Source organism: Paraburkholderia sp. RL17-347-BIC-D (assembly GCF_046027915.1).
In the GTDB taxonomy this organism is placed as follows: Bacteria; Pseudomonadota; Gammaproteobacteria; order Burkholderiales; family Burkholderiaceae; genus Paraburkholderia.
This window is the reverse complement of sequence record NZ_JARESS010000099.1, coordinates 1-14,286: the sequence shown is the minus strand read 5'-3', so window position 1 is coordinate 14,286 and position 14,286 is coordinate 1. Positions and strand designations below refer to the sequence as shown.

The following is a 14,286-nucleotide window of genomic DNA, read 5'->3' as shown; positions in this document are numbered from 1 at the left end:
CTCAGTCATGTTCGGCACGAACGTTACCGCGGCCGCCCCGGGCTCAGCCCAGGCGCTTCATCTCGTCGTCTCCGACATCGTGGCCGCGCGCAATGAACTGCTCCGTCGCGGCATCGAGATCAGCGAGCCATTCCACGACACGGGCGGCGTGTTCCACCATGCCGACGCGAAATGCGTGGTTAGCGGCCTGAATCCGCAACGGCAAAGTTATGCCTCGTACGCTTCGTTCAGCGATCCGGATGGCAACGGTTGGCTCTTGCAGGAGATTACAGCGCGCTTGTCCGCAGATATCAAGGTGGGCGACCCTAGATTCACCACTGAGGTGGTGAAAGCGATTTTCAGTACGACACCTGATTAGGCATTGCGGCGATAGGGGGATGGTGACTGGGGTTGCGCGCTGCCGGCGCTTGGGCTGAGCATCAAGACATCGGCCAAACCGTGTTCCGAAGCGAATAAATTAGTTTTGCTACGGATCGGAGACCGAAATCTAGAATGTCAGCGAGTGGAGTTTTCGCACCTCGTCAAGTAGCCATTGAAACACAGACTGTTCGGAAGCAGGGGACTGCTGGACCTCGGAAGACAGCTTGCCCAACGTCGCATCCTGGCGCGACAACATTCGGCACATTCGTTTCGCGACTTCAGGATTGGTTTGGAGGATTGGCGTAAGGTCATCTTTCTGGAGTTGATACGCGGCACATTTTGTGAGCGCGGTAATCCGGACCTTTGTCGACAGGCCAGCAAGCAAGCCCGCCTCACCAACGGCATCACCAGGGCCGAGACGTGTCACTTCAAACTGGCCGGAGGTCTCGTCAGCTGTCACAGACAGCACGCCGGAATCAACAATGCTCAAAGTATTTGGCGCGGTATCTGCAGTCACGAGTACTTGTCCGCGGTCAAGCTCCCGTCGTGTGAGCCTGGCTGCCAGTTGCCTGATCTCGTCGTCTTCCAGCGCTGTGAACAGGTCGACATTGCGAAGGAGCCGTTCCCTGGAATCAATCGGATTGCGGGAGGGCCCCGTCACGCCGAGCGGATGCAGGTCAATCCCCGCTGCGGCCAGATGTCGATAACAAAGGTCGTACAGATCGTTGGAGGCTGGGCGTTTCCTTTCCATATCGTCGACATAGGCTGTAACCTCATACTGAATCGAATTGACATTTGTCTTTTTAACCTGAGCGTGGGGGGCGGGTGTCTGCAAAATGAAACATGTTGCCGCCAGCGCATTTTCGAGTGCTGCGAGAACAGTCCTGGGGCGCTCTTCAGGCGATATCTCCAGTAAGACACTGATGGCATGCAGCGAGGGCGGCCGGCTATGGTTCATGATCTTTGTTTTTGCAGCCAGGGCGTTTGGCACGATGACCACGTTGCCTTGTGACGTCAAAAGATGCGTTGCACGCCAGTTCATCTCAAGCACCTTGCCTTCATCACCGTCGATAGCAATCCAGTCGCCCACCTGATACGGCTCGGTCGTGTTAATGACGATACCAGCGAAAACATCACTCAGCGTGCTCTGGATTGCAAGGCCAAGAACGATCGCCAACGCCCCTGAAGTTGCGACCACGCCTCGTATTGGCAAGTCCAATACGAAGGCGAGGGCCGCGACAATTGCGGCAAGAAAAACCACCGCCCCGAACACATCCTGAAAAAGACGCTGCTTACGCCACCGCTTCGGCAGCAGCAATGCGTCGAGCGCAAGTGACAACAGGCGCGCCCCGTTGAGCCACCAGATTATTTCAAGAACCTGTTCCGCAACATGCTGAGCAGATGAATGCACATCGGGTGCTGGCGAAACGGGGTTAAGTCCTGTGCTGAATAGCAGTAGAGTCAGCAGAGCGAAAAGAAGCAGTCGAATGGATAGCCGGGTGTTTTCATTCTCCGGACGCCCGAATCGCCAAAGTAGCATGTCGACTATTACGAGCGTGTACCCCGCGAGTAATGGATGGCTCATGGTTTCCGTGTTCGTTTCATCGTAATCGGCCCCGCGGCAGGGCGCCGTGTCCCATCGCACGCGTTGCACCGGACGGCGTTGTTCAGCCCTCGAGCGCAGCCAACGCAGCCTCCGCAACTGCTATGTCCTGCTCGACGGTTCCTGCGCTGGTTCCGACCGCACCGACAATGCTACCGTTGATGACGATCGGGATGCCGCCGCCGAAGATGACAACCTTACCTACACCACTCTCCTGGATGCCGAAGAGCGGCATGCCCGCCTGAGCGAGCTTGGCCAGGTCAGCTGTGGCTTTTTCAAAAATTCTTGCTGTCACCGCCTTATTGATGGCGAGTGAGATGCTGCCGATGAGCGCGCCGTCCTGGCGCAAGAAAGCCACCAGATGTCCACCAGCATCGACCACCGCGATGTTGTAAGCGATTTCCAGGCTCGCAGCCTTTGCCTCCGCGGCGGACAACATCCGCTTGGCGTCTTCGAGCGTAACGGTGTCGTATGGTCTTGGCATATCGTCCTCGACATAGTAGGTGGATCGCGCCAATTGCCTTTCGAGAAGACCGCTGCTTTGTCGCTCACAACTTCCGCCATGCACGCACTGATGCCTGCGCGATTATCCCCACTCCGAAGCCGACGAACCCGCAGGCTTTGGCGTAAAACTAAGCTACCACGTTCGTAATGAGCGAGCAAATGACGAGAGTCTGGAAGTTCTCGGCGCCGAGGCGTCCCGCGACTTCCGGCAACTGGTGGTTTGGAGTGAATTGTGGCGTATCAGGAATAACTCCTTTTACCGAGCGATATTTGCGTAACCGGATCGGGAATCTACAGTGCTTGGTGATCAGGCCATTCTAGATGCCGTAGAAGCCGGTTTTTCGAGAGGCCTTTAGGGATGTGGCGCCGGAACCGGAATGTTGCTTCGGCAGTTCAGGCGGATTCTCGAGTAAAAGCCTCATTGCTTATCTGGATTGTCAATGGAGCATTGCAATGGTTCGTACACATCAACCGGGTGAGTCTGCCTTCAAAACTATTCTGTCCGAGGACATTGAGTGGAAGCAGTTTCCGGCCTTTCCACCTTCGGCCCGTCTCGCCGTCCTTATCGGCGAACCCTCGGAGCCCGGCCCCTATGTGATCCGCGTGAAAGTGCCCGGGGGTGTCAAGCTGATGCCCCACAAGCACCCGGAAGACCGCATCTACACGGTGATGTCGGGCATCTTTTATATCGGGCTCGGCGAGCAATTCGATGGGAGCAAGGTCGAGGCGTATCCACCGGGCAGTGTCATCGTTCTACCTGGTGAGATCTGGCACTTCCACTGGGCCAAATCCGGCGAGTACGTCACGCAGGTCATGGCGATTGGGCCGCTCGGCCTCGATTATCACGATTCTGCCGACGATCCACGCAACCAGGCGCCGAGCGGAGACTGAGCTTCGCCGGAATTACTGTTGCTGTCCGAGTCGACGCTCACGGCCGCGACATGGCTGGATTCGCGAATCCGCACGTCTGTAACGGCTTGGGGTAGTTTCGCGATGTCACGCTCGATGTCAGTGTCGAGCTGTTTTCCAATGTCAAGAATCCGGTTCCGGATGCCGCTGGACGAAATGCCCTTGTCCAGCGGCAGCACTTCCTTGAGCATGTTCGCGGCGGCCTGCCGGTATGGCAAATGAGCTGCCCACTTCGCCTGGAGGTATTCAAGCTCCGGAGTGACGCGCCAGCTTAGGTCTTTGGACAGGAGATGCACTACGTGCTGTGCCGTCCGCGCAGTCCGCTGGCAGGCACACGGCCACAGCCGCGGACTCTTCACCGTCACTTTGCCGTAGACGGTGCGCAGACCGTCGAGCGGCTGTCCTCGTGCTCTCAGGCCGAACCGCAGTTCCGACAATGGGTCTGGCCTGAGAGCACGACTGCACCTGTTTCGAAATGAGCTCGGCTTGCATCTGTGCCAGCAACGGCCGTCCTTCCGCGAGAGTCAGGCCCAGTTCGGCAAGACAGCAATCAGGGCGCTCAATCACAGCCAGAACTCCGTCACCTTCCTCGACCGTGTCATTGTCTCCGTCTGTAGGTGTTCATAATTGCCGCTAGCCGTGTTCACTGGAATGCTAGCGGCTAAGACGTCGAATGCCCCGCTGCGTAAAGGGAAGACACGATCGGCGCGATTCGATGCCTGTTGCGATGGTGCAACAACCGAGATGAAGCGTGTTCAGTAACTCTGCGAGCGTGGTCCTTGGCGGTCTCGGATATCAATCTCGCGGCGGATGTGATTCGAAAGATGCTTGCCATAATCTGCAATCTTTATTGAGCGGGGTGTCACGTTGCCAGAAACAGGTTCTGTTCTTGGTGGACGAGTTCTGGACCAAACTTTATTGCTTGTAAGAAGGGATATTCTGAACGACACGCATGGTGGCGTTCCGCGATGACCCAACTGTGCCAAGCGCCCGCTCTAAGTAAGGGGTATTGCTGGTTCGAGGCTCAGCGCGTTGTTCGAAATGAATTGTCAGGCGTGTGCAAGGCACGCTAGCATCATTAACGAACATACTAGCGCCCTATGAACATTCGCTAGCAGCAATTCTGACCACCTACAGCATTGACGATTGCGACCTGTAGCTCGCGGGCTCAGGTGGCAGGGGCGGTGCTTGAGAAGCTTCCAATGATCGACGCCCCAAAACTGTCGTGTGCGATACGCAAAACCGGGTGTTGACGACTTTACTTCGTTTTACGAGAACAACGCCGGTACGCTCGTGAACTATGGCATGCGCTATCACAAGGGGCTGCCGATCAGCAGCATTGCCGAGTCCGCGGTGAATCTGGTGGTCAGCCATCGCATGGCGAAGAAGCAACAAATGCGATTGACGGACGAGGGAGCGCACTGCCTGGCACAAGTCAGAGTTGCTGTTCTCAACGAAGAATTCTCGGTTAAGACACTTGCCGTGTTGACCAACACTTCTGCAGCTGCAAACTCGCCGAGTGCGCGCCGAGCGCGCGTGAATTGACCTCCCACGGTTTGGTTCACTCTCATCAAAATTGACGCAAAGTTGTCCAGCAGTGCTCGCTGTGCTTTATAGACTGGTCTTCGGGTCCGGACGACTTTAAGTCATTTGACAGCCGGCGCGATCGAATTGATGCTGACGGGCATGAAGTATCGACTGGACAAGATGTATTGGGACCAGCACGAGCTCGCCGTACACATCCTGTCCTCGCGGACCGGGGCTAGGCGCCGGGCAAGCTGAACCGCGACTTTGGGCTTGCCGTCCCCCGACGGCCTTGAACTTGATGACGTGAATGACACCCCAGGCCGAGGAACACCCTTAGTCTTGGGCAATGCTTAGGCGAAGCCCGTCGAGTCCTCATATCTAGCCTGGCCGTAGGCCAGCCCGCTGGGCAGCCACCTGAATACCGTAAACAGTCGAGCCAGTAATTACCCCCGTCATCAACACGCCGATGAAAGCAAGCAAAACCGCGATGATCCGACCAAGCGTAGTGGTCGGCACGACGTCGCCGTAGCCGATGGTCAGCGCAGTGACCGCGCAAAAATAGAACGTCTCGCCCAGAGATGACTGCGTACGTGTGACCGTGTTGACGGCCCCTCCACCGTAATACATCGCGATCGACAGAAAGAAGAAAAGCACGACCAGAATGGCCAGAATGCGGCGCAGGTGCCAGAGGACCTTGGCAACCTCAGCAGCCGCAGTACGCGGCGAGATCTTGGCGTGAAGGTTGTCCTCGTTGCCACTATCCATGTCTCTTAAGCCTGTCAGGTTGATTCGGGCTCTCTTTGAGAGAGAGCCGCGTCCACAGAACCAACATAAAACGTTGTGTCCGGCGGAGATATTGCATGTTTACGTAATCCGAGGCAAGTGCGGGTGTCTGCCGTCGTGGCTGAACAAGCGTCGAGCGCCAACAGCCTCGCTGGATTCATTGCATATACATGTAATAGCCGTTCTTCGCCAAGCCAACTATCACCGGGAGTTCGGGACTTGGAACCGTTCAGTTTGTCAATACGGCTTGGCGATTGCACTGCGGACCTCGATGTGACCGCAGTCCGGATGACCGTCCTGCCGGGCAATTCACGGCAACCGGTTCAGCAACTCGTCCTGGAGAAACGATATGGCTTCGAAAGGGAAGTGTCTGTGGCTCTGTCGAGTTAACGCGGTGAAGTAGATTCGGTCGGACCGTAACGCATGATGAGCATGATGGCAAAGACGAGGACGCCACGCAAGGCACCGCCCGCTGGCATTGGCAAGGTACTGAAGCGACTGCACTATCCATTGGACTTGATTCAGCTGTGTGTGCGCTGGTATGTGGCGTACTCGCTGAGCCTGCGCAACCTCGAAGAGATGATGGCCGAACGGGGCATTGAGGTGGATCATTCGAGCGTGCACCGCTGGGTCATCAAGCTCGTGCCGTTGTTCGAAAAGGCGTTTCGACGGCACAAGCGAGCGATTGGCAAGAGCTGGAGGATGGACGAAACCTACGTCAAGGTCAAAGGCCAATGGAAGTACCTGTACCGCGCCGTCGACAAGCAGGGCAACACGGTTGATTTCCTGTTGCGCGCCCACCGTGACAAGGCTGCTGCGTGCCGCTACTTCGAGAAGGCGATTGACCAGAACGGTGAGCCCGAAACGATTGCCGTGGATAAGAGCGGCGCCAATCTGGCCGCGCTCGAAGCACTTAACGCCGAGCGGTCGACACCGATCATGGTCCGTCAGAACACGTACCTGAATTACATAGTGGAGCAGAATCACCGCGCCATCAAACGCATCATCAAACCAATGATGGGGCTCAAGGATTTCCGGTGTGCTCGCATCATCCTGGCCGGCATCGAACTCATGCACATGATCCGCAAGGGGCAGATGAAAGACGACGGCGTCGACCGAACGGTTGCCGCGCCGTTCTACTCGCTGATCATGTAATGCATCCCTAATTATATTGGGACTTGCTCGTTCCGACCGCCTTATCGCGACACAACCGGCGTCCGCGCTCATTGCGCCGCGCTTTCCGATCCTCAGCCTCGATGAGCGACGACTGACCCCGGCATTGGGCTTCATATTCGATGCAGAGTGGCTGTTGTCACGCCCATGTGACGTGGCTGACCCAACGACCTGACAATGCCGTGTTAACTTTGTGTCTTCTTTGCCTGACACGAAGCAATGCCCAAAGAACTCATAGACGCCGAATTGTGGGCGGTCACAACCTTGCGGATTCCGGCCACGACCTCGAAGAGGTTCGGGCGGAGGTCCGGGCAACAAATTATAAACTTCACTCCTCGGGTTGCTTCAACGGCGCGACTGAGCCACGGACCACCAAAGCGCAGTCGAAGACGAAAGGCTTCAACATCGATACGCAGTCGTCATTGCCTCGGCCTCTCACCTTGGTTACGAGGGCATCCACTGCCTTCGCGGCCATCTCCAGCAACGGTTGGTGAATGGTGGTTAGTGGTGGCCAAACGGTGCGAGCTATATCAGAGTCATCAAACCCGGCGATTGACACGTCCCCTGGTAGCGACAGTCCCATGCGGTACGCCGCATGCATCACTCCAGCAGCCATATCATCGTTACTTGCAAAAACAGCGGTCGGGCGAGGCTCAAGCGCTAACAGCTTTTCCCCATTTGTAACGCCTGATTCGAACATGTGGTTGCCAGTGACGATCCACCGGGGATCGACCTTCACCCCCGCTTGTTTCATCGCTTCCTCATAGCCCGCGAGGCGCTCATCGCTGTCCCTGGAAAGATGCGGCCCACGTATGAACGCGATCCGCCGGTGTCCAAGCCTGAGGATGTGCTCCGTCATCAAACGTGCCGCCTCTCGGTCATTGACACTTACGCTGCCCGCTCCATCTTCGAGTGCATTGGGACTGACGCAAACATAGGGGATTTGGCTAGCTTGCAATGCAGGAATGACCCCAGGAAGATTGCAAACGGGTGCCGCGACAATAAGACCGCTGACCCTTCGACCTCTCGCCTTCCGGACAATTTCTTCCGCTGGATCAGGGTTGTCCCGTGCGCAGGGTAGGAGCAAGACTCCGAAGTCGCGCTGTTCGCACGCCTCGAGTGCGCCTACCTGAATACCTTGGGAATAATGAGGAATTACGGCGCTGGATCCCGCAACAGCCGTCGCATAGGCCAGCCCGATTGTATGACTAACGCCGCGCGCGAGATTCTGTGCCGACGGGTTCGGGGCATAGCCGAGCTCCGCAGCTGCGCCAAGAACGAGCTCGCGCGTGGCCTCATTCACGTACGGCTCATTATTGAGCACGCGCGAGACTGTTTTCATAGAGACGCCCGCCCGTTTTGCGACGTCCGTGATTGTCACGGACTTCATTCCTGCGTCGCGTTTCGCTACATGCTTCGCCGAGCCAGGCGAGTTTTGTTCAACGCTGTGTTCCGACAAAGTGTCGATACCAGAGGGCGCTTTCTTTCGGAGTGCGTTGCTGCGTCGTATAGTCGACATAAGTAATGCCAAAACGTTTGGAGTAGCCAAGAGCCCACTCGAAATTATCGAGCAGAGACCAGACGAAGTATCCGCGAACGTCGACGCCATTGTCCATCGCGCGTCCGAGAGCCGCGATTTGCCCCTGAATGTATGCCGTCCTGCGCGAATCAGCTACTCGCCCGTCGAAAATCTCGTCATCGAATGCCGCGCCACTTTCCGTGATATAGATCGGCGGTGCGTTCGAATAGCGACGTTTGATATCTTCCAGGCATTCGCGTAGCCCCTCATGGTATACCTCCCATCCCATGGCCGTAATTTGGGCACCTGGGGGCAACTGCACCGTGCGCTTGAATTCCGTGTCTCGCGTGGCATCGGCAATGTTCGAAGATTCGCCCTGTTGCTGGACCTGCGCGAGATCTTGCCGGTTTTCCTTTCGCAGAAAATGCGGCGATGGTACGCTTTGCGCGCTACCGATAGCGCGCCGATAGTAGTTGACCCCGAGAAAGTCGATCGGCGTCGAAATGATCTCCATGTCGCCTTCAACGACCTTTGGCTCGACGCCCAACAGCTCCGAACACCGTTCAGGATATTCTCCCAGAAACAGCCCGTCCAGATAGAGGCGGTTCTGAGCAATGTCGTGCCGGTCGGTCGCGCGGATGTCTTCCGGGCGCTGGCTTGCCGGATGCGCTGGTGCGAGATTCAAGACAATTCCCAACGGCGCTTTCACGCCTTCTTCACGAAGCGCCCGAACCGCCCGCCCATGAGAGAGCAACTGATGGTGCGTCGCCTGGACCGACGTGGCTGGATCCTGGATGCCGGGCGCATGGACGCCCATCCAGTGCCCGAGGTAAGCCGTTACAAATGGTTCATTGAACGTCGCGATTGACGCGACGCGGTCGCCGAGCGCACGGCCCACGATACTGGCGTACTCAACGTAGCGGTCGACAGTTTCCCGTGATCCCCAACCGCCTTTGTCCTGCAGATATTGAGGAAGGTCCCAATGATAAAGAGTCAGGAACGGTGCGAGACCCCGTTCGAGCATTCCATCGACCAGGCGGCTATAGAAATCCAGGCCTTTCTGGTTGACTTTGCCGTCAGCCGTGGGCTGGATGCGGGGCCAGGCGACGGAAAAGCGCCAGGCGTTGAGGTTCAGCCATTTGGCAAGATCCAGATCCTCTGGCCAGCGGTGGTAGTGGTCGCACGCCTGGCTGCCGTCCGTATCATCCGCAATGTTTCCCGGCGTCAAGCAGAAGCGATCCCAGATACTCTCACCACGACCGTCTTCGGTATTTGCGCCTTCAATTTGAAAAGCCGCGGTAGCCGCGCCCCAGACGAAATCCTTTGGAAAGCTCACGATATCTCCCACTACGTTGAAAAAAAGAGTCAATGACGCCGCTATGTTCGCGTCAGTAAGATTTGCCCGGGAGGGCGGCTCGCGAGTAACGGCGAGAGCGCTGAAGTCGGAATGAGCAAACATCGCTATGGCGACTTTCCGTCCTTATCGAGGGTTGTCTTGCTGACTGCAACATTTTTTATGACAGCGCTGTCATATTAGCCGAGAAATCGCCAATTCTGAGGTGGTAGATTCCCCTAGTCACCTCGACTACTCGACGTCTTTCGCTCGGAGCGGTTCGCTCGGACTCGAAGTTCGCGGTGGTAATCGCTTTCGCGTTGGCGGCCGTCACACCTGCCTGCCGGCCGCCGGGGGGATCGCTGATTTGGCCCGAGGCAGGAGCAAAAAACTCGCCGGACGCGCAGAGCCTGTGGCGTTCCCGTCATCTGAAACTAGGGTATTTACCCGTTTGACACCTACTAAGAACTCAAAGAACATGACAGCGCTGTCATAAAACACAGATTCCCGGAACAGGGCGCAGAAAGCGCGCTTCTTCGACGGATGTCTCGTGGAAACGCCGTCGCATTCGGGCGTTCTATGTTCCGGCGTGCCTTGAACCAAGCGTGAATCGCGCAGGCACCTAATCCCGTGAAAGCGACGTCGTAACGAGCTGTCGCTTATCTCGGGAGAGTGGCGCCGTCGGAGCGGATAAAACGATGAGTCCGTCGCAAGTTGCTGTGGCGGAAAATCTATTGCTTAGGAGATTCAACGTGAGAGCGTACTCTGACGTGGAAGAAGGGGGCAGGTTTCCAGGCGTCAAAACCTCGGGCGTTCGGCAAGGACAGGAAAGCGCCCCCGAGCGCAATATTCGGCTCACGGGTCAGCAGATCACCGGCTGGTTCGTCGCTCGGTATATCGCAGCGATCATCGGGATCTGGGTGGCGCTCATCACGCCTGCATCGGTTACGCTTGCCCTTCGGGTAGGGCAGATCGATCCCGCACATAAGGGCACTTCGCTGGCGTTTGTTGCGAGTCTTGGCGCCCTTGCCGCCCTTTTTGCCAATCCCATTTTTGGCGCGCTAAGCGATAGTTCGACCTCGCGGTTCGGGCAACGGCGTCCTTTTATCATTGGCGGCATGATCGGTGGCACGTTGTCGATCTTTTTTATCGGGTTTTTCGCCACCACCGTCAACATGGTGACAGTCGGGTGGGTCGCCGCGCAGCTCTGCTTCAACGCTGCGATCGCCGCTACAATCGCAGTCTTGCCAGAGCGCGTTCCGACCGAAATGCGCGGCAAGGTGTCTGGATGGATGGGAATGACCACGCAGGTAGGCGTAGTCGGAGGCGTCTTCCTCATACAGCTTGCTGGCACAGAGGGATACGGGCCTTTTGTTTGGCCGGCCGTGGTTGGTGCGCTGATGGTTTTGCCGTTTTTGCTGACCCTGCGCGAGAAGCCCAGGAGCAAGGACGAGGTGGTGCCGTTGTCGCTGAAGTCCATCGCATCGTCGCTGTGGATCAATCCAGTCAGACACCGCGATTTCGCATTGGCGTGGTTGGGTCGATTTCTGGTCTGGACGTCACTGTACAGCCTGACGACGTACAAAACATATTTCCTTATTGACACTCTGCACTACACGACGAAAACCGTCGCCCCAGTGCTCACCGTAGCGATGTTCACGCTAGCCCTCTGCATTGCGGCCTCCAGCATCCCGTCCGGATGGCTCTCCGATAAAGTTGGCCGCCGCAAACCGTTCGTCGTCGCTGCCTCTTTGCTTTTCGCAGTCGCAATGGTTATTGTCGCGTACGCCGGATCAGTTAGTCAGTTCGTGGTTGGGGTCGGCGTTGCTGGCTTGGCCCAAGGGATGTATCTGGGCGTCGACTACGCTCTGGTATCGGAGGTTTTGCCTGACAGCAGTGAACAGGCAGCGAGGGGCATGGGTTTCTTCAATCTATCGAGCACGATTCCGCAGACGATCGCTCCCGTGCTTGCCCCGGTCCTATTGAAAATCGGCGCGACAGGCACGACCGGCAACTATGCTGCTCTCTTCGGCGCGGCGGCCGTGTTCGCAGTCGTTGCTGCATGTGTTACTCAGCAGATCAGAGGTGTGCGTTAGTCGTCGAATGTTGAAGTCCTTAAAAACTGCTAATCGTGTCCATAGACTACGCTAATGTAAGACTGTATTTTGACGCCGCAAAATAAGGCATAGCAGCGGTTTCGCACGTCTTTCTAGGCGTTGCATTTCAGCAACGCAACACGCTCGGACGTCCGTTGATTTTGCTAACGCGTTCGTCGTGTCCGCTAATTCGGCTAATGCGGTTGTAGAGGAGCGCGATAGGTGCATTCGCTTGAAGTGGCAGCAAGTGCAAATACCGGAGGTCATTTTTTTGATCTTCGGAAGGTGCACATCTCAGTGCGCAGATCAAAAACTTCATACCGTACGGCACTTTGTGTGCCACATCGGGCCTTCAACATCCCCTTGTGTGGATGTTGGTCAGCACGGCGTCGTCCTGCGCTTGGTCAGTCGTGTCGGGCAGTGAGTTCGCGTTGTGGTAGAAAAGCCGCGCTAGCAGAATGAATGGGCACGATTTGCGCTTCAACGGACATCATTAGCAGAATTTGCGAACTTCAACATTTGTGAACACCAACAATTGGAGCGTCAATGTCGCAGTCGAGGAAGCTATCTGATAAGGATGACTACTTTTTGACTAGGCAAACAGCCGACGCTCGTCAACTTGACAAGGCCGTACAGATCATCGACGAAACCCCGGCCGTTCCAGTGTCAGCTGCAATCGTTGAGCCTGGTCCAGATGAAAAATGAACGACGGGCGAGACTGGACGAGCAGTGTCTTCAGTTCCATGCTGGTCGTGGTCCGAATGAAGGTGTCTACCGTTTTGACCAGCTGATGCAGGACAATGACCTCGCGATCAAGGTAAGTCTGGTCGAAATCGTAAATTCCGACTTCGTTAAGCCTTGCGAGGTCATCGTAGCTCTGCCGCGTCAGCGCATCGCTGATCTTGCTTCGTTGTGGAGTCGCTCCGAGTCTCTGCAGCAATTCGGCGGTTTCCTGAATGACCTGTCCATGCTCGTCAACCATCCGGCTCGCGAAGCTTTGCACGCCTCTCAACCGAGTTCTGCGCAAGGCTATTTGCCCTGCCGCGATTTCCGCCTGATTCGCCACAAGGATGATACCGACGATCTGTGCATTGGTCAGCCCGTCATCCTGACCAAATGCGCAAATGGATGATGCGAGGAGCAGCAGCGCTCCAGCGGTACATTTCACATTCATTGCTCACCTGAACTTGTGTTCCGGTCGTTGACGCACCGTTCAAGCTGCACGTCGGCAGCACAGTTGACATGCTATACCGGCGAGCCGACGAGTGCACCAGACGAACAAAGAACGCCACGCGAGTTGCCCGCAGCTTCCAGAGCTCGGCTCCAGCCGGCGCAAGCAATCAGGGCTGCGATGAGAAGAGGCAGGTTTCTCTTCTCAACGACCGGGTCCGTGGCGTCTGCGGAAAGGGCGTGCCGTTCTGCGGGCAGCCCCGCCGCCACGGAGTTCTGCTGAACTGCCGATTCAGGTCAGAGCGACACGATCTGCCGCAATAGTTCCAGCGCTTTCATTTCGTCAGGACGACCGGTTCGTGCCTTACCTGCGAGCGTCTTGATCAGCGCCTCTGCGATCGGCTCAATACCGATCAGATCGCCAAGGCTGGTCACGGGAGCAGAACGGCGCGGCTCCGCGATGACCTCTGTGATGGAGGCCCGCATCGAGGAGTAGTGTCCTGCACCACACACACGCGACAGGCCCTAACGCACGAACTGTCGCGGCAGCTTTAAACAGTTCCACGCGCAGCCGCCTCAATGCCTTTTCATGGTCCTTCCTGGGCAGCTCCTTGTTTCTCGCGGACCAGTCCATTGAACCAAGGTCCAATGGCGGCGGTTCTTCGAAGGTTATAGGCTGAGTGGGCGAGAAATCTTGTCTGCGGGAGCACTCGATTGCCGCCCACCTTCCCGCAGCCCATCGCGCGGCCCTGTCGGCGGTATGCGCCACCGGACCGCATGCCCCCGCGCGGCTTTGGCCTGATCGCGTGTCAGGAGAATGACGTGAAGTCGCGACCGCAAGCGGATATTGCCCGCATCCTGCTGATCATCGTGATTCTGTCGCTGCTGATCTTCGGCAGTCTTTATATCGTCCGTCCGTTTCTGCCGGCGCTGATCTGGGCGACGATGATCGTCGTTGCCACCTGGCCCGTGATGATCGGTATCGAAAAGCGCGTCGGTGGCCGTCGCTGGATCGCCGTCACCGTGATGCTGATCGGCCTGCTGGTCGTGATCGTGCTGCCGCTGTACGGGGCGGTGTCGACGATCGCCGAGCACGGCGGCGACATTGTCGACCAAGCCGAGGCGCTGCCGAACTACTCGCTGCCTCCCCCGCCCAGCTGGCTGCATCAGGTGCCGCTCGCCGGCGAAGGCCTCGCACGCGAGTGGCAGCGCCTGTCCGACGCAGGTCGCGGTGGCATCCTTGCACAAGTGCAGCCTTATGCGCTGATAGCCGCGAAATGGCTGCTCTCGCAAGCCGGCACGGTCGGCT

The 14,286-nt window shown here is 57.2% G+C and carries 14 protein-coding genes; 6 read left to right on the top strand and 8 right to left on the bottom strand.

The window, feature by feature from the left end; all coding sequences use genetic code 11:
* The coding region (locus tag P0D96_RS46070; RefSeq protein ID WP_408320828.1) for a VOC family protein at nt 1–358 on the top strand (358 nt) is incomplete at its 5' end.
* A gap of 129 nt (nt 359–487) precedes the next feature.
* Here P0D96_RS46070 and P0D96_RS46065 read toward each other — a convergent pair.
* On the bottom strand, nt 488–1,945 hold the full coding sequence (locus P0D96_RS46065) for a mechanosensitive ion channel domain-containing protein (protein ID WP_408320826.1): 1,458 nt from the start codon (nt 1,943–1,945) through the stop codon (nt 488–490).
* A gap of 82 nt (nt 1,946–2,027) precedes the next feature.
* The gene (locus tag P0D96_RS46060; RefSeq protein ID WP_408320824.1) at nt 2,028–2,480 is read right to left on the bottom strand and encodes a GlcG/HbpS family heme-binding protein; all 453 of its coding nucleotides are present in this window, start codon (nt 2,478–2,480) and stop codon (nt 2,028–2,030) included.
* Nucleotides 2,481–2,920: 440 nt separating this feature from the next.
* Between P0D96_RS46060 and P0D96_RS46055 the strand changes: the two genes are divergently transcribed.
* Complete coding sequence (locus tag P0D96_RS46055; RefSeq protein ID WP_408320822.1) at nt 2,921–3,358, top strand: cupin domain-containing protein; 438 nt, start codon at nt 2,921–2,923, stop codon at nt 3,356–3,358.
* On the opposite strand, the gene P0D96_RS46050 is transcribed toward P0D96_RS46055, so the two are convergent.
* The gene (locus P0D96_RS46050) at nt 3,310–3,813 is read right to left on the bottom strand and encodes a hypothetical protein (RefSeq protein ID WP_408320820.1); all 504 of its coding nucleotides are present in this window, start codon (nt 3,811–3,813) and stop codon (nt 3,310–3,312) included. The genes P0D96_RS46055 and P0D96_RS46050 overlap by 49 nt on opposite strands.
* A 790-nt stretch (nt 3,814–4,603) precedes the next feature.
* Here P0D96_RS46050 and P0D96_RS46045 point away from each other — a divergent pair.
* Entirely contained in the window at nt 4,604–4,921 is a 318-nt protein-coding gene (locus P0D96_RS46045; protein ID WP_408183379.1) for a hypothetical protein, read from the top strand.
* A 360-nt stretch (nt 4,922–5,281) separates the two neighbouring features.
* Here P0D96_RS46045 and P0D96_RS46040 read toward each other — a convergent pair whose 3' ends face one another.
* Entirely contained in the window at nt 5,282–5,668 is a 387-nt protein-coding gene (locus tag P0D96_RS46040; RefSeq protein WP_408183380.1) for a potassium channel family protein, read from the bottom strand.
* Between the two features lie 450 nt (nt 5,669–6,118).
* On the opposite strand from P0D96_RS46040, the gene P0D96_RS46035 reads away from it, so the two are divergent.
* Entirely contained in the window at nt 6,119–6,841 is a 723-nt protein-coding gene (locus tag P0D96_RS46035; RefSeq protein ID WP_408320830.1) for an IS6 family transposase, read from the top strand.
* Nucleotides 6,842–7,187: 346 nt separating this feature from the next.
* On the opposite strand, the gene P0D96_RS46030 is transcribed toward P0D96_RS46035, so the two are convergent.
* Both P0D96_RS46030 and P0D96_RS46025 read right to left on the bottom strand, forming a co-directional pair.
* On the bottom strand, nt 7,188–8,240 hold the full coding sequence (locus P0D96_RS46030; RefSeq protein WP_408183383.1) for a LacI family DNA-binding transcriptional regulator: 1,053 nt from the start codon (nt 8,238–8,240) through the stop codon (nt 7,188–7,190).
* Nucleotides 8,241–8,298: 58 nt separating this feature from the next.
* On the bottom strand, nt 8,299–9,837 hold the full coding sequence (locus tag P0D96_RS46025; RefSeq protein ID WP_408320818.1) for a beta-glucosidase: 1,539 nt from the start codon (nt 9,835–9,837) through the stop codon (nt 8,299–8,301).
* A 572-nt stretch (nt 9,838–10,409) separates the two neighbouring features.
* Between P0D96_RS46025 and P0D96_RS46020 the strand changes: the two genes are divergently transcribed.
* The gene (locus P0D96_RS46020; RefSeq protein ID WP_408320816.1) at nt 10,410–11,807 is read left to right on the top strand and encodes an MFS transporter; all 1,398 of its coding nucleotides are present in this window, start codon (nt 10,410–10,412) and stop codon (nt 11,805–11,807) included.
* A gap of 637 nt (nt 11,808–12,444) precedes the next feature.
* On the opposite strand, the gene P0D96_RS46015 is transcribed toward P0D96_RS46020, so the two are convergent.
* Both P0D96_RS46015 and P0D96_RS46010 read right to left on the bottom strand, forming a co-directional pair.
* The gene (locus P0D96_RS46015) at nt 12,445–12,981 is read right to left on the bottom strand and encodes a DUF4142 domain-containing protein (protein WP_408183387.1); all 537 of its coding nucleotides are present in this window, start codon (nt 12,979–12,981) and stop codon (nt 12,445–12,447) included.
* Nucleotides 12,982–13,274: 293 nt separating this feature from the next.
* Complete coding sequence (locus tag P0D96_RS46010; protein ID WP_408320832.1) at nt 13,275–13,463, bottom strand: hypothetical protein; 189 nt, start codon at nt 13,461–13,463, stop codon at nt 13,275–13,277.
* A 336-nt stretch (nt 13,464–13,799) separates the two neighbouring features.
* Here P0D96_RS46010 and P0D96_RS46005 point away from each other — a divergent pair.
* Nucleotides 13,800–14,286, top strand: a 487-nt coding sequence (locus P0D96_RS46005) for an AI-2E family transporter (protein ID WP_459252709.1), incomplete at its 3' end; no start/stop codon positions are given.

Excerpts from the sequence above, each read along its gene's own strand:
- P0D96_RS46065 (WP_408320826.1), bottom strand. The coding sequence starts at position 1,945 with ATGAGCCATCCATTACTCGCGGGGTACACGCTCGTAATAGTCGACATG.
- P0D96_RS46055 (WP_408320822.1), top strand. The coding sequence starts at position 2,921 with ATGGTTCGTACACATCAACCGGGTGAGTCTGCCTTCAAAACTATTCTG.
- P0D96_RS46040 (WP_408183380.1), bottom strand. The coding sequence starts at position 5,668 with ATGGATAGTGGCAACGAGGACAACCTTCACGCCAAGATCTCGCCGCGT.
- P0D96_RS46035 (WP_408320830.1), top strand. The coding sequence starts at position 6,119 with ATGATGGCAAAGACGAGGACGCCACGCAAGGCACCGCCCGCTGGCATT.
- P0D96_RS46025 (WP_408320818.1), bottom strand. The coding sequence starts at position 9,837 with ATGTTTGCTCATTCCGACTTCAGCGCTCTCGCCGTTACTCGCGAGCCG.
- P0D96_RS46020 (WP_408320816.1), top strand. The coding sequence starts at position 10,410 with ATGAGTCCGTCGCAAGTTGCTGTGGCGGAAAATCTATTGCTTAGGAGA.
- P0D96_RS46015 (WP_408183387.1), bottom strand. The coding sequence starts at position 12,981 with ATGAATGTGAAATGTACCGCTGGAGCGCTGCTGCTCCTCGCATCATCC.
- P0D96_RS46010 (WP_408320832.1), bottom strand. The coding sequence starts at position 13,463 with ATGCGGGCCTCCATCACAGAGGTCATCGCGGAGCCGCGCCGTTCTGCT.